This is a genomic window from Pseudomonas sp. NUPR-001, assembly GCF_052147955.1.
GTDB lineage: Bacteria > Pseudomonadota > Gammaproteobacteria > Pseudomonadales > Pseudomonadaceae > Aquipseudomonas.
On sequence record NZ_CP197353.1, the window covers coordinates 347,477 to 369,315 of the forward strand.

19 protein-coding genes and 1 pseudogene are annotated in these 21,839 nt (G+C 59.3%); 13 read left to right on the plus strand and 7 right to left on the minus strand.

The genetic code is table 11. The features are described 5' to 3' along the window. The 3 genes from ACP6KB_RS01575 to ACP6KB_RS01585 all read right to left on the minus strand — a co-directional run bounded on the left by ACP6KB_RS01575 (position 1) and on the right by ACP6KB_RS01585 (position 1,950). A complete protein-coding gene (locus ACP6KB_RS01575; RefSeq protein ID WP_442111611.1) occupies positions 1 to 636 on the minus strand; it encodes a hypothetical protein in 636 nt (211 codons plus the stop codon). A 66-nt stretch (positions 637 to 702) separates the two neighbouring features. Then, positions 703 to 1,419, minus strand: coding sequence for a hypothetical protein (locus ACP6KB_RS01580; protein WP_442111613.1), 717 nt, complete (start codon positions 1,417 to 1,419; stop codon positions 703 to 705). Between the two features lie 129 nt (positions 1,420 to 1,548). Further along, positions 1,549 to 1,950: a lysozyme inhibitor LprI family protein gene (locus ACP6KB_RS01585; RefSeq protein WP_442111615.1), complete on the minus strand. Its 402-nt coding sequence runs from the start codon at positions 1,948 to 1,950 to the stop codon at positions 1,549 to 1,551. A gap of 250 nt (positions 1,951 to 2,200) precedes the next feature. Between ACP6KB_RS01585 and ACP6KB_RS01590 the strand changes: the two genes are divergently transcribed. From ACP6KB_RS01590 to etfB, 6 genes are all read left to right on the plus strand, one after another. Continuing rightward, positions 2,201 to 3,178: a dipeptidase gene (locus tag ACP6KB_RS01590; RefSeq protein ID WP_442111617.1), complete on the plus strand. Its 978-nt coding sequence runs from the start codon at positions 2,201 to 2,203 to the stop codon at positions 3,176 to 3,178. A gap of 77 nt (positions 3,179 to 3,255) precedes the next feature. Next, complete coding sequence (locus ACP6KB_RS01595; protein WP_442111619.1) at positions 3,256 to 3,786, plus strand: DUF5943 domain-containing protein; 531 nt, start codon at positions 3,256 to 3,258, stop codon at positions 3,784 to 3,786. 15 nt (positions 3,787 to 3,801) lie between these two features. After that, positions 3,802 to 5,862 (plus strand): dimethylglycine demethylation protein DgcA, encoded by a 2,061-nt coding sequence (dgcA, locus tag ACP6KB_RS01600; protein ID WP_442111621.1) that lies wholly within the window; start codon positions 3,802 to 3,804, stop codon positions 5,860 to 5,862. Positions 5,863 to 5,977: 115 nt separating this feature from the next. Continuing rightward, a complete protein-coding gene (gene dgcB, locus ACP6KB_RS01605; protein ID WP_442111623.1) occupies positions 5,978 to 7,927 on the plus strand; it encodes a dimethylglycine demethylation protein DgcB in 1,950 nt (649 codons plus the stop codon). After that, positions 7,927 to 9,150: an electron transfer flavoprotein subunit alpha gene (gene etfA / locus ACP6KB_RS01610; RefSeq protein ID WP_442111625.1), complete on the plus strand. Its 1,224-nt coding sequence runs from the start codon at positions 7,927 to 7,929 to the stop codon at positions 9,148 to 9,150. The genes dgcB and etfA overlap by 1 nt, the downstream gene beginning before the upstream one ends. A gap of 13 nt (positions 9,151 to 9,163) precedes the next feature. Continuing rightward, complete coding sequence (etfB, locus tag ACP6KB_RS01615) at positions 9,164 to 9,934, plus strand: electron transfer flavoprotein subunit beta (protein WP_442111627.1); 771 nt, start codon at positions 9,164 to 9,166, stop codon at positions 9,932 to 9,934. A gap of 798 nt (positions 9,935 to 10,732) precedes the next feature. Here etfB and gbcA read toward each other — a convergent pair. Further along, complete coding sequence (gene gbcA, locus ACP6KB_RS01620) at positions 10,733 to 12,025, minus strand: glycine-betaine demethylase subunit GbcA (protein ID WP_442111629.1); 1,293 nt, start codon at positions 12,023 to 12,025, stop codon at positions 10,733 to 10,735. Between the two features lie 286 nt (positions 12,026 to 12,311). Between gbcA and gbcB the strand changes: the two genes are divergently transcribed. The 5 genes and pseudogenes from gbcB to ACP6KB_RS01645 all read left to right on the plus strand — a co-directional run bounded on the left by gbcB (position 12,312) and on the right by ACP6KB_RS01645 (position 16,257). Then, the gene (gene gbcB / locus ACP6KB_RS01625; RefSeq protein WP_442111631.1) at positions 12,312 to 13,409 is read left to right on the plus strand and encodes a glycine-betaine demethylase subunit GbcB; all 1,098 of its coding nucleotides are present in this window, start codon (positions 12,312 to 12,314) and stop codon (positions 13,407 to 13,409) included. A gap of 224 nt (positions 13,410 to 13,633) precedes the next feature. After that, entirely contained in the window at positions 13,634 to 13,864 is a 231-nt protein-coding gene (locus tag ACP6KB_RS01630; protein WP_442111633.1) for a hypothetical protein, read from the plus strand. Further along, positions 13,861 to 14,163 carry a cell division protein ZapA gene (locus tag ACP6KB_RS01635; protein ID WP_442111634.1) on the plus strand — a complete coding sequence of 101 codons (303 nt, stop codon included), beginning with the start codon at positions 13,861 to 13,863 and terminating at the stop codon, positions 14,161 to 14,163. The genes ACP6KB_RS01630 and ACP6KB_RS01635 overlap by 4 nt, the downstream gene beginning before the upstream one ends. A 201-nt stretch (positions 14,164 to 14,364) precedes the next feature. After that, positions 14,365 to 15,396 (plus strand): annotated as a pseudogene (locus tag ACP6KB_RS01640) (HAMP domain-containing protein); the annotation flags it as partial. 132 nt (positions 15,397 to 15,528) lie between these two features. Beyond that, a complete protein-coding gene (locus tag ACP6KB_RS01645) occupies positions 15,529 to 16,257 on the plus strand; it encodes a methyl-accepting chemotaxis protein (RefSeq protein ID WP_442114241.1) in 729 nt (242 codons plus the stop codon). Positions 16,258 to 16,340: 83 nt separating this feature from the next. Here ACP6KB_RS01645 and ACP6KB_RS01650 read toward each other — a convergent pair whose 3' ends face one another. The 3 genes from ACP6KB_RS01650 to ACP6KB_RS01660 form a co-directional block, all read right to left on the minus strand. Next, a complete protein-coding gene (locus tag ACP6KB_RS01650; protein WP_442111636.1) occupies positions 16,341 to 17,381 on the minus strand; it encodes a threonine aldolase family protein in 1,041 nt (346 codons plus the stop codon). A gap of 110 nt (positions 17,382 to 17,491) precedes the next feature. After that, entirely contained in the window at positions 17,492 to 18,187 is a 696-nt protein-coding gene (locus tag ACP6KB_RS01655) for a hypothetical protein (RefSeq protein ID WP_442111637.1), read from the minus strand. Positions 18,188 to 18,262: 75 nt separating this feature from the next. Continuing rightward, entirely contained in the window at positions 18,263 to 18,952 is a 690-nt protein-coding gene (locus tag ACP6KB_RS01660; RefSeq protein ID WP_442111639.1) for a hypothetical protein, read from the minus strand. A 353-nt stretch (positions 18,953 to 19,305) separates the two neighbouring features. Here ACP6KB_RS01660 and glyA point away from each other — a divergent pair, with 353 nt between their 5' ends. Continuing rightward, positions 19,306 to 20,559 (plus strand): serine hydroxymethyltransferase, encoded by a 1,254-nt coding sequence (gene glyA / locus ACP6KB_RS01665; protein ID WP_442111641.1) that lies wholly within the window; start codon positions 19,306 to 19,308, stop codon positions 20,557 to 20,559. Positions 20,560 to 20,579: 20 nt separating this feature from the next. Continuing rightward, positions 20,580 to 21,830: a sarcosine oxidase subunit beta family protein gene (locus ACP6KB_RS01670; protein WP_442111643.1), complete on the plus strand. Its 1,251-nt coding sequence runs from the start codon at positions 20,580 to 20,582 to the stop codon at positions 21,828 to 21,830. Positions 21,831 to 21,839 lie beyond the last annotated feature (9 nt).

Here is a 21,839-nt window from a genome sequence, read left to right on the forward strand (position 1 = left end):
TCAGGCCAGGAACTGATCGAGATTGGCCAATACTTTGATCCGGGCATCTATATGGTCGCTATGGGTGGCAAATGCAGCAGCACTGAACTCGGCTCCCAGGTGGTCAAGTTCCAGTATCAGTTGTGTCTTCGGGGCGTTTGGATCTTGGGTGCACAGCACATGGAACAGAATCGCCACAAAGGTTTCGCCGTCGTCCGAGTCGAGGGTGACGTTCAGGTGCGTAGAGGTGCTGTAATGCCGGTACTGCGCTTCGTGCTCGGCATGCAGTGAATTGATGACTTCCTGTGCCACTGCCTTGAAGCGCAAGTTCTTGGCTTGTGGTGCTGGCAACCAACCGTCAAAGACATCTTTCAGTACCGCTTGCGTAGGGGTATAGGGGATGTGCCGTCGGGTATGTTCAAACAGCTTGAAGCCAAGCGCCTCCAAGGTCTCCAGGACGCTGGAAAACCACTGTTTGGCATGCTTTTCCCTGGAGTATTGAGTATTGGCTTGAAGCTGCGCCAAACGCAGGCATTGAAAAATATGCTCTGCCGTAATGCTGGGCATGACGGTATTTTTCAGCATCGACAGAGGCGAAGAGAAAAGCTGCGTAGAGGGCAAATCTTGTGTTGTGTGTGTAGAAGTTTGGTTGGTCATGGTCTTGCCGCCTTCCGTTGCAGAGCTTAAGGCCAGGCGCCAGTCAACTGACGCCTGGCTATGTTATTACTCGTTCATGTCGAGGAAGTTGAGTGCCTGGCCGACCAGTTTGTCCAGTACAGGCTTACGCAGGGCGTCGAAATGACGAACACTGAAGGTACCTTGCTGCGACGCACGGTAGACCTTGGTGTTGGACTTATCGATCTTGCGGCCCATCGAGCCTTCAGCCTTCTCGGTTTTGTCGTAGCTCAACTGTACGCTGGTCATGTGCATGATCGGCAGGCCTTGTGGCGACATCTCACAGGCAGCAACCTGGATGGTGCTCGATTTGCCGGTAACGCCCAGGCTGCTCTGTTCCATCAGTTCGCGCGCTTTTGGCTTCTGGATGGAAATTTGCAGGGCGCGATTAACGCAGCCCGACAGGCGATGCTTGTGGCCCAGGCTGACGGTGACCAGATGTGCGGTCAGGGTTGCCGGGGTGAAGTCTTCTTTATCGATGGCTTCTTCAACGTGGGCGGCACCGGTGAGGGTCCAGCCGAACTTGGCCAGGCCTTCATTGTAGAAGTTGTACCATTCGCGCTGCTGGGTTTCCTTGTTGAACTTTTTGTTCGCCGAGATGCTCATCAGGCGCATGCCTTGCAGCACGTCCTCGGCAATACCGGCAGGGACATCGGCGGCGAAGATGCACACCGTTTCAGCGACCATGATTACGCGATCTTCGCCTTCTTTTTTCAGTGCGGCGATCGCTTTGTCCATGTCTGCTTGAGTAATGCTAGTGCCCATTTGTCTGTTTCCTTCATGTGAGTTTTACAGCCGACCCGAAGATGGGTGGCTTGAAACGCACTGTGGAGAAAACCGATGGGCGTGTTCAGCAGCACGCTTTTCCATTGGTGCAGACGCTGTGGCGTGGCCTTATTGCAGCCCCAGTGACTGCAGGTACTCCGAGCGATCATCGCTGCGCTGTGCCAGGCAGGTGTTCTGTGCTGTCTCGAAGGCCTTGCTGCCGGGCTTTTCGGCAAAAGTTTCGACCTTGCAGTCGGCATCGCGCAGTTGTTTCCAGAGGGCTTGGGCGTCGCGCAGTCGCCTGCTCAGGTCGTCAATTTGCGCGGTCTGGCCGTTGTATTGCTCTTTGATACGCTCAAGCTGGTCGTTGAAGGCGGCATCCAGTTCGCGCTCGGCGGTCTGGCGGCTGTACTTCGCGCATTCGTAGGTTTGCTGGTCGGTTTCGACGTTATCGCACGGCGTGCTTTCCTCTTCTTCGGCAACGGCACCGAATGCCAGTAACAGCAGGGTCAAGCCAACCATTGATCTCATCTGCGACATTCTCCTAAACCGGTGGGAACAGCGGCGCCGATTCTCGCTCAGCGCCACGGCAAAGAACAGGGTAGCTGCAAGCTCCGGCGCTTCCGAATGAAACTTACGCCGACCCTTTGTCGCGCTTTGACGCTTTCGGCAATTCCCCTGTCGTTTTTGCATCTGGGCGACCTGGCCCCTAGGCATATGCTGGCCCCAAAGCGCCGACAGACGATTCGGCGCAGGTAACATCAAAAAAGGGGACAGCCTGATGAGCCCAGCCGAGTTACACGCCGACAGCATCGTTATCGACGGGCTGATCATTGCCAAATGGAACCGCGAGCTGTTCGAGGACATGCGCAAGGGTGGCCTGACCGCTGCCAACTGCACGGTGTCGGTCTGGGAGGGCTTTCAGGCCACGGTCAACAACATTGCCGCCAGCCAGAAGCTGATCCGTGAAAACGCTGACCTGGTGATGCCGGTGCGTACCACCGCCGACATCCGCAAGGCCAAGGAACTGGGCAAAACCGGCATCCTCTTCGGCTTTCAGAATGCCCACGCGTTTGAAGACCAGATCGGCTATGTCGAGGTGTTCAAGCAGCTTGGCGTCGGTATCGTGCAGATGTGCTACAACACCCAGAACCTGGTGGGCACCGGTTGCTACGAGCGTGACGGCGGCCTGTCGGGCTTCGGTCGCGAAATCGTTGCCGAGATGAACCGCGTGGGGATCATGTGCGACCTCTCGCATGTCGGTTCGAAAACCTCTGAAGAAGTGATCCTCGAATCGAAAAAACCGGTGTGCTACTCCCACTGCCTGCCCTCCGGGCTTAAAGAGCACCCGCGCAACAAGTCTGATGCAGAACTGAAGTTCATTGCCGAGCACGGCGGCTTTGTCGGCGTGACCATGTTTGCGCCGTTCCTGGCCAAAGGCATCGACTCGACCATCGACGACTACGCCGAAGCGATCGAATACACCATGAACATCGTTGGTGAAGATGCGATCGGCATCGGCACCGACTTCACCCAGGGTCACGGTCAGGACTTTTTCGAGTACCTGACCCACGACAAGGGCTACGCCCGGCGCCTGACCAGCTTCGGCAAGATCATCAACCCGCTGGGCATCCGCACCGTGGGCGAGTTCCCCAACCTCACCGAAACCCTGCTGCGGCGCGGGCATAGCGAACGCGTGGTGCGCAAGATCATGGGCGAGAACTGGGTCAACGTGCTCAAGAGTGTCTGGGGCGAATAACGCCGCTCTCCACGCCTGTCCAGCCCCGGCCAGCAACGCCGGGGCCATCAATCAAATTTTTATGGAGTTGAGTTTCCATGGCCAAGATCGCCCCGCAATTGCCAATCGAAGTCGACAGCGAGACCGGTGTCTGGACCTCCGACGCCCTGCCGATGCTGTATGTGCCGCGGCATTTCTTCGTCAACAACCATATCGGCATCGAGGAAGTGCTGGGCGCCGATGCCTATGCCGAAATCCTCTACAAGGCGGGTTACAAGTCGGCCTGGCACTGGTGCGAGAAAGAGGCTGAATGCCACGGTCTGGAAGGTGTGGCGGTGTTTGAGCACTACATGAAGCGCTTGTCGCAACGCGGTTGGGGCCTGTTCAAGATCCAGGACATCGACCTGGAGAAAGGCACCGCCAGCGTCAAGCTGGAACACTCGGCGTTCGTCTACGTGTACGGCAAGGTCGGGCGCAAGGTCGATTACATGTTCACCGGCTGGTTCGCCGGGGCCATGGACCAGATCCTCGCCGCGCGTGGCAGCGCGATTCGCACGGTCGCCGAGCAGGTGTACGGCGGTTCGGAAGAAGGCCACGACGACGGCCTGTTCATCGTCAAGCCGCTGTAAGTCGAGGATCTCGCCATGGCGTTCGAAGCAATGTTCCAGCCGATCCAGATCGGCAAACTGACCATCCGCAACCGCGTGCTCAGCACCGCCCACGCCGAGGTGTACGCCACCGACGGCGGCATGACCACCGACCGCTATGTGAAGTATTACGAAGAGAAGGCCAAGGGTGGTCTGGGCCTGGCCATCTGCGGCGGTTCTTCAGTGGTGGCGATCGACAGCCCGCAGGAGTGGTGGGCGTCGGTGAACCTGTCCACGGACCGGATCATCCCGCACTTTCAGAACCTTGCCGACGCCATGCACAAGCACGGCGCCAAGATCATGATCCAGATTACCCACATGGGGCGTCGTTCACGCTGGGACGGCTTCAACTGGCCAACCCTGATGTCACCTTCGGGGATTCGTGAACCGGTCCACCGCGCCACCTGCAAAACCATCGAGCCGGAGGAGATCTGGCGGGTGATCGGCAACTATGCGCAAGCCGCGCGCCGCGCCAAAGAAGGCGGTCTGGACGGTGTGGAGCTGTCGGCGGTGCACCAGCACATGATCGACCAGTTCTGGAGCCCACGGGTCAACAAACGCACCGATGAATGGGGCGGTACTTTCGAGGGGCGGATGAAGTTCGGCCTGGAAGTGCTCAAGGCCGTGCGTGCCGAAGTGGGCCCGGACTTTTGCGTCGGCATGCGCATCTGCGGCGACGAGTTCCACCCCGATGGCCTCAGCCATGAGGACATGAAGGAGATCGCCAAGTATTACGACGCCACCGGCATGCTCGATTTCTTCGGGGTGATCGGTTCGGGGTGCGATACCCACAACACCCTGGCCAACGTTATCCCCAACATGAGTTATCCACCGGAGCCGTTCCTGCACCTGGCCGCCGGTATCAAGGAAGTGGTGAAGGTTCCGGTGCTGCACGCGCAGAACATCAAAGACCCGAACCAGGCCACGCGTATTCTGGAAGGTGGCTATGTCGATATGGTCGGCATGACCCGCGCACATATCGCCGACCCGCACCTGATCGCCAAGATCAAAATGGGCCAGGTCGATCAGATCAAGCAGTGCGTCGGGGCCAACTACTGCATCGACCGCCAGTACCAGGGCCTGGATGTGCTGTGCATCCAGAACGCGGCGACGTCTCGTGAATACATGGGCGTGCCGCACATCATCGAAAAATCCACCGGGCCCAAGCGCAAAGTGGTGGTGGTCGGTGCAGGCCCTGCCGGGATGGAAGCGGCGCGGGTTTCGGCCGAGCGTGGCCACGACGTCACCCTGTTCGAGAAGAAAGACGCCATTGGCGGTCAGATCAGCATCGCCGCCAAGGCTCCGCAGCGCGACCAGATTGCCGGTATCACCCGCTGGTATCAGCTGGAACTGGCGCGCCTGAAGGTAGACCTGCGCCTGGGTACCGCCGCGGATATCGACACCATCAAAGACCTGCGCCCGGATGTGATCGTACTGGCGGTGGGTGGCCATCCGTTCCTCGAGCAGAACGAGCACTGGGGCGCGGCCGAAGGCCTGGTGGTCAGCAGCTGGGATGTGCTCGACGGCAAGGTGGCGCCGGGCAAGAACGTGCTGGTGTACGACACCATTTGCGAGTTCACCGGCATGTCGGTGGCCGACTTCATTGCCGACAAAGGCAGCCAGGTCGAGATCGTTACCGACGACATCAAACCGGGCGTGGCCATTGGTGGCACCTCATTCCCGACCTACTACCGCAGCATGTACCCCAAGGAAGTGATCATGACCGGCGACCTGGCGCTGGAGAAGGTCTATCGCGAGGGTGACAAGCTGGTGGCGGTGCTGGAGAACGAATACACCGGCGCCAAAGAGGAGCGGGTGGTTGACCAGGTGGTGATCGAGAACGGCGTGCGTCCAGACGAAGCGCTGTACTACGGGCTCAAGGAAGGTTCGCGCAACAAAGGCCAGATCGATGTCGAGGCACTGTTCGCGATCCAGCCGCAGCCGATCCTTGGTCAGGCGGGCGAAGGCTACTTGCTGTATCGCATCGGCGACTGCGTGGCTCAGCGCAACACCCATGCGGCGATCTACGACGCCCTGCGCCTGTGCAAGGACTTCTGATCCCTCTCGGTAGGAGCGGGCTTGCCCCGCGATAGCGCAGCAGCTGACACACCGCTATCGCGGGGCAAGCCCGCTCCCACAGTGGATGTATCTCCAAATTGTGTGGGAGCTTCCCATGTTGAATACCCTGATCCCCATCCTGCTGTTCGCCGCCCTGGGCCTGGCGGTCCTCGGCGCGCTGCGGCGCGTGCGGATGTGGCGCCAAGGCCGGCCCTCTCAGGTCGATCTGCTCGGCGGCCTGCTGGCGATGCCGCGACGTTATATGGTTGACCTGCACCATGTGGTCGCCCGCGACAAATACATGGCCAACACCCACGTCGCTACCGCCGGTGGCTTTGTTCTGGCGGCGGTCTTGGCGATTGTGGTGCACGGTTTTGGCGTGCACAGCAGCATCCTGGCCTATGCCTTGCTGTTCGCCACCGTGCTGATGTTTGCCGGTGCCGTGTTCGTCTACAAACGCCGCCTCGATCCTCCTTCGCGCCTGTCCAAAGGGCCGTGGATGCGCCTGCCGAAAAGCTTGCTGGTGTTCGCCAGTACCTTCTTCATCGCCACTTTGCCGGTTGCCGGCATCCTGCCTGAAGGCTTTGGCGGTTGGCTGCTGGTGGCCCTGCTGGGCGTTGGTGTGCTGTGGGGCGTGTCCGAGCTGTTCTTCGGCATGACCTGGGGCGGGCCGATGAAGCACGCCTTCGCCGGGGCGCTGCACCTGGCCTGGCACCGCCGCGCCGAACGCTTCGGCGGTGGCCGTTCCACCGGCCTCAAGCCGCTGGACCTGGAAGACCCGCAAGCGCTGCTGGGGGTCGAGAAACCCAAGGACTTCACCTGGAACCAACTGCTCGGCTTCGATGCCTGCGTGCAGTGCGGCAAGTGCGAGGCCGCCTGCCCGGCATTCGCAGCCGGGCAACCGCTCAATCCGAAAAAGCTGATTCAGGACATGGTCGTTGGCCTGGCTGGCGGCACTGATGCCAAGTTTGCCGGCAGCCCTTACCCGGGCAAGCCGATTGGCGAACATGGCGGCAACCCGCACCAGCCGATCGTCAACGGCCTGGTCGATGCCGAAACCCTGTGGTCGTGCACCACCTGCCGCGCTTGCGTGGAAGAGTGCCCGATGATGATCGAGCACGTCGATGCCATCGTTGATATGCGCCGCCACCTGACCCTGGAAAAAGGCGCCACGCCGAACAAAGGCGCCGAGGTGCTGGATAACCTGATCGCCACCGACAACCCGGGCGGCTTTGCCCCTGGCGGGCGGATGAACTGGGCCGCAGACCTGAACCTGAAACTGCTCAGCGAGTGCCAAACCACCGACGTGCTGTTCTGGGTCGGTGACGGTGCCTTCGACATGCGCAACCAACGCACCCTTAGGGCCTTCGTCAAAGTGCTCAAGGCCGCGCAGGTGGACTTTGCCGTGCTCGGCCTGGAAGAGCGCGACAGTGGCGATGTGGCGCGGCGCTTGGGTGATGAGGCGACTTTCCAGCACCTGGCCAAGCGCAATATTCAGAGCATGGCCAAGTACAGCTTCAAACGTATCGTCACCTGCGACCCGCACAGCTTCCATGTGCTGAAGAACGAATACGCCGCCTTCGGTGGCGAGTACCGGGTGCAGCACCACAGCACCTACATCGCCGAGCTGATTGCCGCGGGTGCCTTGAGCCTGGGCCAGCACAAAGGGGGCAGCGTTACCTATCACGACCCGTGCTACCTGGGCCGCTACAACGGCGAGTACGAGGCGCCGCGCGATGTGCTACGGGCCCTGGGCATCGAGGTCAAGGAGATGCAACGTTCGGGCTTCCGCTCCCGCTGCTGCGGCGGTGGCGGCGGCGCGCCGATTACCGACATTCCCGGCAAGCAGCGGATTCCCGACATGCGCATGGACGACATCCGCGAGACAGCCGCCGAGCTGGTGGCGGTGGGTTGTCCACAGTGCACGGCAATGCTCGAAGGTGTGGTTGAGCCGCGTCCATTGATCAAAGACTTGGCCGAACTGGTGGCCGACGCCCTGCTTGAAGAGCAGACGCTAGCGAATAAGACCGCGCCAAGCAAGCGTGAACCTGCGGAGGTGCACTGATGAGCGACATTATTCGCCGTGACCCACGCGCCGAGTGGATTGCCCGCAACCGCCTGCATCCCCTGCACGCCGCCATGCAACAGAATCAACAGCACAGCTGGATGGGCCCCAACGGCATCATTCGCAAGAATCCCCATGGCGTTGGCTTCATCGGCCCCCACGGCATCAAGCGTATCGACCGTAGCGGGGCCCAGCAGGGCACCAGCAACAAGCGCAGCGCCGCGCAGGCGGTGGAACTGCCGCTGCATCAAGTGGCGCAACCCGCGTTCTACATCGCCGTTGTCCCGGACATGGTCGGTGGCCGCCTGGGCAGCCATGACCGCGACCTGCTCGGCCTGGCGCATAGCCTGGCGGGCAGCGATGGTGCGGTGTTGGCTGTGGTGTTTGGCGAGCACAAGGAAAGCAACTTTTCCACAGCCGGGGTGGATCGCCTGCTGGTCATCGAAGGCGATGAGTTCAGCGGTTATGCGCCGGAGCAGTGGGTGCAGGGTTTACGCGCTGTGGATAACCAGTTCAACCCGCGTCACTGGCTATTACCCGACAGCCGCAGCGGTGGCGGCGAGTTGGGCCGGCGCTTTGCGGCGGCGATCAATGAACGGCCAGCGACAAGGGTCTGGCAGGTCAACGATGGGCAGTGCAGCGGACGTGCCGGTGCCGGCCAGCAAGACCTGATTCGCGGCCTGCCACGGTTGATTCTGGCAGCCGCCGAATGCGCCGAGCCGGTCAGTGAAACCCGTCACGAAGCCTTGCCTGAGCAGTTATCCACAGCGGCAGCGCGAAGCCTGTCACGCATCGAAGACCTCGGCCCGGTGGCAGTGGACCCGGCTGCGATTGCCATGGCCGAAGCCGAGTTCATTGTCTCCGGGGGCAATGGCGTCAAGGACTGGCCGTTGTTCCACCGTGCCACCGTGGCCCTCGGCGCCACCGAAGGCGCTTCGCGGGTGGCGGTTGATGACGGCTTCATGCCGCGCAACCGTCAGGTTGGCGCTACCGGTACCTGGGTGACGGCGCGGGTGTATGTGGCTGTGGGTATCTCCGGGGCGATCCAGCACCTGCAGGGCATTGGCGCCTGCGACAAGGTGGTGGCGATCAACATGGACCCCGGCTGCGACATGATCAAACGCGCCGATTTGTCGGTGATCGGTGACAGCAGTGCGATTCTGCAGGCGCTGATCGAGGCTGTGGAAAACTACCGCAACGACGCCAAACGCGACGCGGCATAAGGCAGGGACAACTATGAACACCAAGGTCATTAGTCTGGTTTCAATCGGTGCCCATCCCACCTCAGGCCGCACCCGGCGTGCCGAGCAGGACGCGCGGGCGGTGGAACTGGGCCTTCAGCTGGCTGGGGATAACTTGCAGGTGTTGCACGCCGGTGATCCCCAGGAGCCTGCCTTACGCGCTTATCTGGGCATGGGCCTGGAACAACTGGATGTGCTTGAACAGCCTTACGGTGCCGATGCGCTGGGAGTACTTGGGGATTATCTACGCGACGCCGGTGCCCAGTTGGTGCTCACCGGAAGCCAGGCGGAAACTGGTGAAGGTTCCGGCATGCTGCCGTTCTTGTTGGCTGAGCGTTTGGGTTGGCCGCTGGTGGTGGGCCTGGCCGAAGTGGAATCTATCCACAACGGCGTGGCCCAGGTGCTGCAGGCGCTGCCGCGTGGCCAGCGGCGTCGCCTCAAGGTGCGCTTGCCGTTGCTGGCAACGGTGGATAACGCCGCGCCCAAGCCGCGGCAGAGCGCGTTTGGCCCGGCGCGGCGCGGGGTACTGGCTGCGCGTCAGGTGCAGGTTGTCGAAGACGAGTTATTCACAAGCGCCGAGCTGCAAGCCGCCAAGCCGCGCCCCAAGCGGTTGAAAGTGATCAAGGCCAAAAGCGGTGCTGACCGCATGAAAGCCGCCACCGCCAAGGCCAGTGGCGGCGGTGGACAAGTGCTCAAGGATGTCAGCCCGCAAGCCGGCGCCGAAGCCATCCTCAAGCTGTTGGTAGAAGAGGGCGTGCTGCGCTGAGCAGTTGCTCACAAACTCTGTTGGCCGATCTGTGGATAAAGTGTTTGTGTATGGCTACAAGGCACGCACTGCGTGCCTTTCGGCGTTATGGTCAAAAAATGATCAGGCTAAGTGACGGAATTTTCGAGCTTTTCTCTGAACGACTGGGCTGAGATTGCCCACAATCGCTGTTGGCGGCTCTGTGGATAATATGTTCGCCTATGGCTGCAGGCCACGTGCAATAAGGGCTGCACAGGTTTGATCAAAAAACGCTCAATTGGTGCATTTATCCCCTTCGACGCCCGGTTTTTATGCATGCTGAGGCGTTATCCACAGTGGTTTTCCACCGTCAGGACTTTTGCACACAAAGTCTGTTGGCGTCTTTGTGGATAAGGTGTTTGCCTTCCGCTGTGAGCCTTGTGTTTAAAGGGTTACAGAGAATTGATCAAATATTGATCAATAATTTTTGCTCGGAAAAACAGTGACTTGCCCACATTAGCTGTGGGCCGTCCTGTGGATAAAGTGTTTGCTGTATGGACGCGGCCAGCAGGGCCGGGGGATTGCGCGGGTTGGTCAATATTTAACCAGGTGATTGCCCTGCGATTGTGGTTTGCCAGTCCCATCGCATCGCGGGGCAAGCCCGCTCCCACAGAGTTTGCAATTCCAGGTGGGAGCGGGCTTGCCCCGCGATTGTGGTTTGTCAGTCACATTGCATCGCGGGGCAAGCCCGCTCCCACAGAGTCTGCAATTCCAGGTGGGAGCGGGCTTGCCCCGCGATTGGGTTTGTCAGTTACATTGTTTCGCGGGGCAAGCCCGCTCCTACTGTGAAGCCACGCCTTTGAGGTATGGCGCAGGCGCTGCCCCCAGGTTGTTCAGCATGCGCTCGCTGTACCAGTCGATGAAGTTCACCACGCCAAACTCGTAGGTCTTGGAATACGGCCCCGGCTGGTACGCGGTGGAGTTGATGCCGCGCTGGTTCTCTTCGGCCAGGCGCCGGTCCTGGTCGTTGGTGGCGTCCCACACCTGGCGCATGCGCTGCGGGTCGTAGTCCACGCCTTCAACGGCATCCTTGTGTACCAGCCACTTGGTGGTGACCATGGTTTCCTGGGCACTGATCGGCCACACGGTGAAGACGATCATGTGATCGCCCATGCAGTGGTTCCACGAATGCGGCAGGTGCAGGATGCGCATCGAGCCCAGGTCGGGGTTCTTGATCCGGCCCATGAGCTTCTGGCAGCCCTGCTTGCCATCCAGGGTCATCGACACCGTGCCTTTGAGCAAAGGCATGCGCACGATGCGGTTGCGCAGGCCGAAGCTGGCGTGGGCGTAGGGGATCTTTTCTGCGTCCCAGGCCGCCGCCGAGGCCGCGACGTGGTCTTTGAACGCCTGGTCAGCCCGTGGGTCGGTCACGTCGTCCCACTCCAGCAGGGTTTTCAACAGTTCCGGGTGGGAACCACTGCAGTGGTAGCACTCGCGGTTGTTTTCCAGCACCAGCTTCCAGTTGGCCTTTTCCATCAAGGTGGTTTGCACCGCCACCTTGGTGTTTTCCATGTCGTAGGGCTCCATGTAATGGGCCAGGGTGGAGAGGAAGTCATCGATCGCCGGTGGGTTCTCGGCCAGGCTGATAAAGATATAGCCGCCTGCGGTTTTCACCTGCACCGGCTTGAGCCCGTACTGCTTCATGTCGAAATCGGCGCCCATTTCGGTGCCGGCGAACAGCAGGCGACCATCGAGCTCGTAGGTCCACTGGTGGTAATGGCACACCAGCTTGGCGACTTTGCCTTTGTCGCTGGTGCACAGGCGCGAACCACGATGACGACAGACGTTATGGAAGGCATGCACCTGGCCTTCGGCGCCACGCACCACGAGGATCGGGTTCTTGCCGATCTGCAGGGTGAGGAAATTGCCCTTGGCCGGAATTTCACAGGTCATCCCGGCGATCAGCCATTCCTTCTGGAAGATCTCTTCCATGTCGATCTGGAACAGGCGTTCGTCGCAGTAAAACGGCTGTGGCAGCGAGAAGGTACGCTCGCGGCTCTGCAGCATCTCGGCAGTCGCCTTGCGTGCAGGTTCCAGTGGATCGCCCAGACTCAGAGTTGCGGTGACGTCCATCGTGTAAGTCCTCATGGCCAGTGCGTGTGGCCGGTGAAAGTGGCTAATCGTTGTTATGGCGACGCAAAGCTGAAGTACAGCAGGATTATTTGCGATGGAGTGTGCGATTGAAGCGGCGGCGATCCATGTCCATGGACGACATGATCCGATCCGTTTCCGACGCGCCAGCCCTTGCCACAGGGGGCTGGTCGCGATAAGCACGCCGATGTCGCGGATAGGAATGTGCCGGCCGCCGAGCTTGCGCAAAATCGCAATCATCAGGCCGCAGTCGGCCGTGGAGACGAGCATGTCCAACTTCCTCAATCCGGTCAGCACCCAGACCTGGGCCAACGGCCGTCACATCGTCCGTTGCGTCAAGGTGATCCAGGAAACCTGGGATGTGCGCACCTTCTGTTTCATGGCCGACCAACCGATCATGTTCTTCTTCAAGCCCGGTCAGTTCGTGACCCTGGAGCTGGAGATCGACGGCCAGCCGATCATGCGTTCGTACACCATCTCCAGCTCGCCTTCGGTGCCGTACAGCTTTTCGGTGACGATCAAGCGCGTGCCCGGCGGCAAGGTCTCCAACTGGCTGCACGACACCCTGCACGAAGGCCAGGAGCTGGCGGTGCACGGGCCGGTGGGGTTGTTCAATGCCATCGATTTTCCCAGCCCGAAAGTGCTGTACCTCAGTGGCGGTGTCGGCATCACGCCGGTGATGTCCATGGCGCGCTGGTTCTACGACACCAACGGCAATGTCGACATGGTGTTCGTGCACAGCGCCCGCTCACCGAAAGACATCATTTATCACCGCGAGCTGGAGCACATGGCGTCGCGGATCGAAAACTTCAGCTTGCACATCATTTGTGAGAAGCACGGCCTGGGTGAGCCTTGGGCCGGCTACCGTGGCTACCTGAACCAGAAACTGATGGAACTGATTGCCCCGGACTACCTGGAGCGGGAAATCTTCTGCTGTGGCCCTACGCCTTACATGCATGCGGTCAAACGCCTGCTCGAAGGCAGTGGCTACGACATGAGCCGCTACCATGAAGAGTCGTTCGGGGCGACCCCGGCTGAGGTCAAGGCCGATGCGGTTGAACTGGCAGAGCTTGCGGCCGAGGCGCCAGAGCTCGATAACGCCGACCTGCATCAAGTGGAATTTACCGCTGCGGGCAAAAGCATTCGCGTGGCCCCAGGCGAGACCGTGCATGCGGCAGCCGCCAAGCTGGGCCTGATGATCCCCAAGGCCTGCGGCATGGGTATCTGCGGCACCTGCAAAGTGCTCAAGCTGGGCGGTGAGGTAGAGATGGAGCACAACGGCGGCATCACCGACGATGACGTTGCCGAAGGCTATATCTTGTCGTGCTGCAGTGTGCCCAAGGGCGATGTACGGATTGAGTATTGAGGTGAGAGGATTTCACGGGGCAAGCCCGCTCCTACGGTAGGAGCGGGCTTGCCCCGCGAAAAGTCAGGCTCGATTTTCCTGACAAGCGGGCACATTCAGCGGGAACCGGACGGTTATCAGTGGGTCAATCTGCACCAGGCCGAAGCGTCTAACCCGATATCCCTGGCGAGCACGCGGAGTTTTCTTTATCGTGTGCGCCCCCTGAAAAACCCGAGAAGGCAATCATGTTGGAAACTTCCCTCAGTCAATTGGAACAACTGGTCAGCGACCTGGTACAGAAGAATCAGGAACTGGCCGAGCGCAATCAGCAGATCAGCGCAGAACTGGCCCAGGCCAAAGATGAAAACGAAAGCCTGCAGCTGGCGCTGATGGAACAGGAAGAAAAGCAGGGCGCTACCGCAGCACGCATTCAGGCCCTGGTTGAGCGCGCCAGCGTCGGTACCGTCAACGCATGAGAACTTCAGCACAGCCGATCAATGTCGTGTCGATTCTGGGCAACGACTACTCGATCAAGGCTCCCGAAGGCCAGGAACAGGCCCTGGCGCAGGCCGTGCAGATGCTCAATGCGTCGCTGGCCGACACCAAGCGCAAATACCCGACCCTGATTGGTGACAAGCTGCTGGTACTTGCAGCCCTGAACCTGTGCTCGCAGCAGGTCGAACTGCAACAGCAACACCAACAAGCCCTCGACCGTTACCAAGAGCAAGTCAGCGCCACGGTCGATGCCATTTCACGGACCATCGGCAACAGCTGATAGGGCCCGCTATAGCATCCTGCATTCTTTTGCTTGCTCACTGCCATTACGGCAGTGGGCGGCATTGTCGTGAGTCAATGGAATTATTGTATTTCCACCTGTATACAATTGGCCTGGCTATTGCAGCTCAAGGCTTATTTACTCAGGGGAAGCTACATGCAGTTCTGGCGGCGCAGCATTCAGTGGCAATTGATCGCAAGCATGGGCGCAGCCCTGTTGGTGAGCATTTTAATCGTGGTCGGGATCTACTCGGTGGTGGTCAATCGCCTGACCGAGCGTTACCTGGTCGAGACCGCATTGCCGGCCAGCATTGAGGCAATTCGTAACGATATCGAACGGATGTTGAGCCGTCCGCTCACCGCCGCCGCCGACATTGCCAACAACACCTTGCTGCGCGACTGGCTGGCAGCAGGCGAAGACCCTGCCCAAGCGCCGCAATTTATCGAGTACATCGAAGCGGTGCGGCAGAAGAACCAGGCCTTCACCGCGCTGTTCGCCGCGACGCAAACCGACCACTACTACAACGAAAAAGGCCTGGACCGCACGCTGAGTCGCAGCAACCCCAAGGACAAATGGTTTTACGGCTTTATCGACAGTGGCAACCCGCGCCTGCTCAACATCGACATTGATGGCAGTACCGGGGAACTGGCGCTGTTTATCGACTACCGGGTGGAGAAAGCCGGGAAGTTGGTGGGCATCGCCGGGCTTGGCTTGCGCATGACCGAGTTGTCGACCCTGATTCACAACTTCAGCTTCGGTGAGCGCGGCCGGGTTTTCCTGGTGCGTAACGATGGCCTGATCCAGGTGCACCCGGAGCAGCAGTTGAGTGGCAAAACAAAACTCGCCGAGCAGATCGGTGAATCCGCGGCCCAAGCGGTGTTGACGCGCACTGACGGCTTGCACAGCAGCCGCTTCGAGCGTGAGGGTGAGGGTTACCTAGCCTTGAGCCTGCCGTTGCGCGACATGAACTGGACCCTGGTCGCTGAAGTGCCGGAAGCGCAAATCTATGCCCCGGTGCGCGAGGCGCTGTGGTGGACCAGCCTGATCGGTGCCGCCGTGGCCCTGGTGTCGCTGTTGCTGGTGGTGTTGCTGGCGCGGGGTATTGTGCGGCCGATTCGCCGGGTCACGGCTGCCTTGATGGCGATTGGCAATGGTGGTGGCGACCTCACCCAACGTCTGGATGCAACACGCGCCGACGAACTGGGCGATCTGGCGCGTGGCTTCAACCGCTTTCTCGACAGCCAGCGCGACCTGATTGCTGACGTGCTGCGCACCAGTGAGCGCCTGCACAGCTCGGTGGCCCAAGTGACGCAGGTGGTGGAAAACACTGCCGAGCGTTCAGGGCGCCAGCAGGAAATGACCGAAATGGTCGCCACCGCCGTGCATGAGATGGGCCTGACCGTGCAAGACATTGCCCAGAACGCCGGTAACGCCGCGCAAGCCTCGGAAACCGCACGCACAGAAGCGCTGCAAGCCCGTGAGGTGGTGCGCCGCTCGATCGCCCACATTGAAAGCATGTCGGGCGAAATTGGCCAGGCCGCCGATGCGGTCGGTGAATTGGCCAATGAAGTGGCTTCGATTGACGAAGTGCTGGCGGTGATTCGCAGCATTTCCGAGCAAACCAACCTGCTGGCGCTCAATGCCGCGATTGAAGCGGCGCGTGCAGGGGAAATGGGCCGTGGTTTTGCCGTGGTGGCGGATGAAGTGCGGACACTGGCCAGACGTACCCAGGTGTCTACCGATGAAGTGCAGCAGATGATTCTGCGCCTCAAGCAGGGGGCGGGCAGTGCGGTGGCGTCCATGCAGGCCGGGCAGGTTGCCACTGGCACCGGCGTGCAATCGAGCCAGCAGACCGGTGCATCGCTGGGCACCATCACCGATCAGGTTGAGCACATCAGCGACATGAACCATCAGGTCGCCACCGCGACCGAGGAACAGTCGGCGGTGACGGAAGAAATCAACCGCACCGTGCAAGGCATTTCCGACCTGGCGCGGGCCACTGCATCAGAAGTGCAGGGGTGCCGGGAAGAGTGCCAGGCCTTGCGTGGCCTGGCTGATGATCTGGCGCGGCAGATGGGCGGCTTCAGACTTTAACCCGTAGGAGCGGGCTTGCCCCGCGATTGCGGTGTGTCTGTTACATCGCATCGCGGGGCAAGCCCGCTCCTACCGGCGGTTATTCAGGCACCCATGGCCGCGCGTATATCGGCGGCCAATTCACGTACCCGCGCTTCGTCGGTATCCCACGAGCACATAAACCGCGCACCCCCGCTACCGATGAAGGTGTAAAAGCGCCAGCCCTTGTTGCGCAAGGTTTCCAGGGCCGGTTCCGACATCTGCAGAAACACGCCGTTGGCCTCAACCGGGAACATCAGTTCAACCCCCGGCACGTCACTGACCAGCTCGCTGAGCAGCGTCGCGCAGCGGTTGGCATGGGCGCCGTACTTGAGCCAGGCGCCATCTTCCAGCAAGCCCACCCAAGGTGCCGACAGAAAGCGCATCTTCGAGGCCAGTTGGCCTGCCTGTTTGCAGCGGTAGTCAAAATCTTCCGCCAGCTTGCGGTTGAAGAACAGAATCGCCTCACCCACGGCCATGCCGTTTTTCGTGCCGCCAAAGCACAACACATCAACCCCGGCCTTCCAGGTCAGTTCAGCTGGTGTGCAGCCCAGAGAGGCGCAGGCGTTGCTGAAACGGGCGCCGTCCATGTGCAGGTTCAGGCCCAGCTCTTTGCAGGTGGCGCTGATGGCCTTGAGCTCATCGGGACGGTACACGGTACCGACTTCGGTCGCCTGGGTGATGGTCACCACACGCGGCTTGGGGTAGTGGATGTCCTGGCGCTTGAGGGCGATTTCGCGGATCGATTCCGGGGTCAGCTTACCGGCCACAGTACGCGCGGTGAGCAATTTGGAACCGTTGGAGAAGAACTCCGGTGCACCGCACTCGTCGGTTTCGACGTGGGCGGTTTCAGAGCAGATGACGCTGTGATAGCTCTGGCACAACGACGACAGCGCCAGGGAGTTGGCGGCGGTGCCGTTGAAGGCGAAGAACACTTCGCAGTCGGTTTCGAACAGCTTGCGAAAGTACTCGGCGGCACGGGCGGTCCACTGGTCATCGCCATAGGAGCGATCGTGGCCCTGGTTGGCTTTTTCCATCGCGGCCCAGGCTTCAGGGCAGATACCGGAATAGTTGTCGCTGGCGAATTGTTGGCTTTGATCTGTCATGACCCTGTCCTGTGAACGACGCAGAACAGCACTCTAAATCATGCCTCGCAGCTTGCCCATAGGAGTGTGCTGCCGTCGGCGAAGGACGGTATCTACGACGGCAAGGCTGTTCATTTAGGTTTGTCATTCATCACGATAGGGGTGAGTTGTATATCAAACTCCTCTTCAACTTGCATGGTGCGCCAGTTGACAAGGTGTACGTGGTCTTGGTCTGCGAAAACGACGAAGTCGCCTGGAACTAATTGTTTTACAGCACCAATCATTGTGAAGTCGCGCTCTATGAAGGCCGCGTTGATTGTTTCGATCACAAACTTCGCTCTTCCATCAGGTAGTTCGTAAAGCGTCCTTGATTTTACAGTGTCGTCGACTCCAAGAATTTTGATCTTGTTGTTTTTTGAGAGAAAAAGTGCGGCCGGATGGCTAGTTCCGGCTGTCGGGGCTAGTGGCGGAAGAACAGAGATTTGTAAGTCTGTTGATACACCATTTACAGGGATGGTTTTACCAGAGACGAAGTTGTATTCGCCATTTTCTATTATGATGTCAAAATTATCAGCGTTGGCTTTGGCCTCCTCATGGTCGACGTCTTCGGAATGCCAATCGAATGGTAAGCAAATGCTGATAGTTGCTTTGTCAGGATGCGTCAAGTCGATGAAGCGCAGCATGACAATTTGATCGGCATCATGATTTTTGTAATAGCTGCCCATTGGCGTATGCAGAAGGGTTCCAACGCCTTTAACTTTTTTCGATATTTTATCTTGACTAAGTACTTCGTTCAGGGTCGGTTGATTTTTTGTGGTTTTTTTCATGGCGATCGTCCTGCTATATTTCTTCAGTCAAATGTTGGAAGTGTGTGTGCAGTCGCCTTTGCTAGGTGTGATCGCTTAGGGATTCAGGTTAGGGATGCCCGAGACCACCTCGTATATATGATCTTCAACTTCCATTATGCGTCCGTTAACAAAGTTCATATTTGCTTTGAGTTTATAAACGACGAAATCACCGGGGACTAGAAATTCTCCAAATTCCTCGCCGGTAACGTCATCTTCAAATATATCATTGTCTTTTGTTTTTACGACAAGTTTGGATGTTCTATCTTCAAAGTGGTAGAGCGTCCTTGACGTTACGACGTCGATTTTTCCAAGAATATTAGTTCTAGTGTTTCTGGGGGTATGGCGCACGATTTTATTCTTAATCCCAGTCTCTGCATCGCGAGGTGGAAGGTCACAGGTTTCCAATCGTACTGGTACACCGTCTTCGTCAATAATTTTATGCAAGACAAACTGGTATTTGCCGTTTTCCAGGATAATGTCAAACATATCTACGCAGGCGATAGCTTTATCGCGGTCGACGACTTCGCTGTACCAAGTGTTCAGCGCCTGAATACTAATGGTCGCTTCGCCAGGGACTGTCAGATCGATGATGCGTATTCTGACAAAGGAATTATAATCGTGGGTTTTGTAATAACTTCTCATTGGTGTATACAGAAGGCTTCCAGGAATTTGAACTTTTTCCGGCGTTCTGAAGTTTTTCAGTTGCTCTTGAACGCTTAGTTCCTGAATTTCGAGGTTTTCCATGGTGAGTGTCCTGGCAAGTGCCTATCGGTTTTTCAGAAAGTTTTCGTGCAACTGCAGACGTTAAATTAAGTTTCAGCCGGGGCAGGGGCAACTGACAGTTTTACTAGTTGTCGAGCGTTGCCAGGCAGCGTTTACTGTGCGGCTATCCCGCACTTTTGTTTCAATTTGCGCTGGGTTGTCACAGCACCATCCTCTCCTCGCTACATAGGCAGGCTTCATCTGCGCGCCACGAATGTCGTAAACGCGCCACTGCACGGCGTGCGTAGGCATCTGGGCGGTCTGCGTCGGTCATACCATCGCTGCAAAAGGGCGATTGCCCGACAAGAACCGATGCCGCTGCCGGGAGAGATGCGATGTTCAGCAAGCAAGACCAGATCCAGGGTTACGACGATGCACTGCTGGCGGCGATCAATGCCGAAGAACAGCGTCAGGAAGATCACATCGAACTGATCGCCTCGGAGAACTACACCAGCAACCGGGTGATGCAGGCTCAAGGCAGCGGCCTGACCAACAAGTACGCCGAAGGCTACCCGGGCAAGCGCTACTACGGCGGCTGCGAGCATGTGGATAAAGTCGAGCAACTGGCGATCGACCGCGCTAAACAGCTGTTCGGCGCCGACTACGCGAACGTTCAGCCGCATTCCGGTTCGTCAGCCAATAGCGCCGTGTACCTGGCCCTGCTGCAAGCTGGCGACACCATCCTGGGCATGAGCCTGGCCCACGGTGGGCACCTGACCCACGGCGCCAAAGTGTCGTCTTCGGGCAAGCTGTACAACGCTGTGCAGTACGGCATCGACACTGCAACCGGCCTGATCGACTACGACGAAGTCGAGCGCCTGGCGCTGGAGCACAAGCCGAAGATGATCGTCGCCGGTTTCTCGGCCTACTCGAAAACCCTGGATTTCCCACGCTTTCGGCAGATCGCTGACAAAGTCGGTGCCTACCTGTTCGTCGACATGGCCCACGTTGCCGGCCTGGTTGCCGCAGGCCTGTACCCGAACCCGCTGCCGTACGCCGATGTCGTCACCACCACCACCCACAAAACCCTGCGTGGTCCACGGGGTGGCCTGATCCTGGCGCGCAGCAACGAAGAGATCGAGAAGAAGCTCAACGCTGCGGTGTTCCCCGGCGCCCAGGGTGGCCCGCTGATGCACGTCATTGCTGCCAAAGCGGTGTGCTTCAAAGAGGCGCTGGAGCCGGGCTTCAAGACTTATCAGCAGCAGGTCATCGACAACGCCCAGGCGATGGCTAAGGTATTTGTCGAGCGCGGCTTCGATGTGGTTTCCGGCGGCACTGACAACCACCTGTTCCTGGTCAGCCTGATTCGTCAGGGCCTGACCGGCAAAGATGCCGATGCCGCCCTGGGCCGCGCGCATATCACCGTTAACAAGAACGCCGTGCCGAACGACCCGCAGTCGCCGTTCGTCACCTCCGGTTTGCGTATCGGTACCCCGGCGGTGACCAGCCGTGGTTTCAAGGTGGCCCAGTGTGTGGCGCTGGCCGGTTGGATCTGCGACATCCTCGACAACCTCGGTGACGCCGATGTCGAGGCCAACGTTGCGAACAACGTGTCGGCACTCTGTGCAGATTTCCCGGTTTATCGCTGAGCGGTTCAGGAGTGAAGACTATGCAACGTTACTCGGGCTTCGGCCTTTTCAAGCACTCGCTCAGCCATCACGAAAACTGGCAGCGCATGTGGCGCACGCCTACCCCGAAAAAGGTCTATGACGTGGTCATCGTTGGCGGCGGCGGGCATGGCCTGGCCACCGCCTACTACCTGGCCAAAGAACACGGCATCACCAATGTGGCGGTGGTTGAAAAGGGCTGGCTGGGCGGTGGCAACACCGCGCGCAACACCACCATCGTGCGTTCCAACTACCTGTGGGACGAGTCGGCGCACCTCTATGAGCACGCCATGAAGCTCTGGGAAGGCCTGTCGCAAGACATCAACTACAACGTGATGTTCTCCCAGCGTGGCGTCTACAACCTGTGCCACACCTTGCAGGACATCCGCGACTCCGAGCGACGTGTCAGTGCCAACCGCCTCAATGGCGTGGACGGCGAACTGCTCAATACCCAGCAGGTTGCCGACGAGATTCCGTACCTGGATTGCTCGAAAAACACCCGCTACCCGATCCTCGGCGCCACCGTGCAACGGCGCGGCGGTGTTGCTCGTCACGATGCCGTGGCCTGGGGCTATGCCCGTGCCGCTGACGCCCTGGGCGTGGACCTGATCCAGCAAACCGAAGTCATCGGCTTTCGCAAAGAAAACGGTGTGGTCATCGGCGTCGAAACCAACAAAGGCTTCATCGGCGCCAAGCGCGTTGGTGTGGTCACCGCCGGTAACTCCGGACACATGGCCAAGCTTGCCGGTTTCCGCCTGCCAATCGAATCGCACCCGCTGCAGGCGCTGGTGTCCGAACCGCTCAAGCCGATTATCGACAGCGTGATCATGTCCAACGCCGTACACGGCTATATCAGCCAGTCGGACAAGGGCGACCTGGTGATCGGCGCCGGTATCGACGGCTGGGTCGGCTACGGTCAGCGCGGTTCGTACCCGGTGATCGAACACACGCTGCAGGCCATCGTTGAAATGTTCCCGATTCTTTCCCGGGTGCGCATGAACCGCCAGTGGGGCGGCATCGTCGATACCACCCCGGACGCTTGCCCGATCATCTCCAAGACCCCGGTGAAGAACATGTTCTTCAACTGCGGCTGGGGCACCGGTGGCTTCAAGGCCACGCCGGGTTCGGGCAACGTCTTTGCCGCCAGTCTGGCCAAGGGCGAAATGCACCCGCTGGCCAAACCCTTTTCCATCGACCGTTTCTACAACGGTGCACTGATCGACGAACACGGCGCCGCCGCTGTCGCCCATTAACAGGAGAAA

What these genes read in the sequence shown, in the direction of transcription:
- ACP6KB_RS01575 (WP_442111611.1), bottom strand. Translation starts at nt 636, where the DNA reads ATGACCAACCAAACTTCTACACACACAACACAAGATTTGCCCTCTACG.
- ACP6KB_RS01580 (WP_442111613.1), bottom strand. Translation starts at nt 1,419, where the DNA reads ATGGGCACTAGCATTACTCAAGCAGACATGGACAAAGCGATCGCCGCA.
- ACP6KB_RS01585 (WP_442111615.1), bottom strand. Translation starts at nt 1,950, where the DNA reads ATGAGATCAATGGTTGGCTTGACCCTGCTGTTACTGGCATTCGGTGCC.
- ACP6KB_RS01590 (WP_442111617.1), top strand. Translation starts at nt 2,201, where the DNA reads ATGAGCCCAGCCGAGTTACACGCCGACAGCATCGTTATCGACGGGCTG.
- ACP6KB_RS01595 (WP_442111619.1), top strand. Translation starts at nt 3,256, where the DNA reads ATGGCCAAGATCGCCCCGCAATTGCCAATCGAAGTCGACAGCGAGACC.
- dgcA (WP_442111621.1), top strand. Translation starts at nt 3,802, where the DNA reads ATGGCGTTCGAAGCAATGTTCCAGCCGATCCAGATCGGCAAACTGACC.
- dgcB (WP_442111623.1), top strand. Translation starts at nt 5,978, where the DNA reads ATGTTGAATACCCTGATCCCCATCCTGCTGTTCGCCGCCCTGGGCCTG.
- etfA (WP_442111625.1), top strand. Translation starts at nt 7,927, where the DNA reads ATGAGCGACATTATTCGCCGTGACCCACGCGCCGAGTGGATTGCCCGC.
- etfB (WP_442111627.1), top strand. Translation starts at nt 9,164, where the DNA reads ATGAACACCAAGGTCATTAGTCTGGTTTCAATCGGTGCCCATCCCACC.
- gbcA (WP_442111629.1), bottom strand. Translation starts at nt 12,025, where the DNA reads ATGGACGTCACCGCAACTCTGAGTCTGGGCGATCCACTGGAACCTGCA.
- gbcB (WP_442111631.1), top strand. Translation starts at nt 12,312, where the DNA reads ATGTCCAACTTCCTCAATCCGGTCAGCACCCAGACCTGGGCCAACGGC.
- ACP6KB_RS01630 (WP_442111633.1), top strand. Translation starts at nt 13,634, where the DNA reads ATGTTGGAAACTTCCCTCAGTCAATTGGAACAACTGGTCAGCGACCTG.
- ACP6KB_RS01635 (WP_442111634.1), top strand. Translation starts at nt 13,861, where the DNA reads ATGAGAACTTCAGCACAGCCGATCAATGTCGTGTCGATTCTGGGCAAC.
- ACP6KB_RS01645 (WP_442114241.1), top strand. Translation starts at nt 15,529, where the DNA reads ATGGTCGCCACCGCCGTGCATGAGATGGGCCTGACCGTGCAAGACATT.
- ACP6KB_RS01650 (WP_442111636.1), bottom strand. Translation starts at nt 17,381, where the DNA reads ATGACAGATCAAAGCCAACAATTCGCCAGCGACAACTATTCCGGTATC.
- ACP6KB_RS01655 (WP_442111637.1), bottom strand. Translation starts at nt 18,187, where the DNA reads ATGAAAAAAACCACAAAAAATCAACCGACCCTGAACGAAGTACTTAGT.
- ACP6KB_RS01660 (WP_442111639.1), bottom strand. Translation starts at nt 18,952, where the DNA reads ATGGAAAACCTCGAAATTCAGGAACTAAGCGTTCAAGAGCAACTGAAA.
- glyA (WP_442111641.1), top strand. Translation starts at nt 19,306, where the DNA reads ATGTTCAGCAAGCAAGACCAGATCCAGGGTTACGACGATGCACTGCTG.
- ACP6KB_RS01670 (WP_442111643.1), top strand. Translation starts at nt 20,580, where the DNA reads ATGCAACGTTACTCGGGCTTCGGCCTTTTCAAGCACTCGCTCAGCCAT.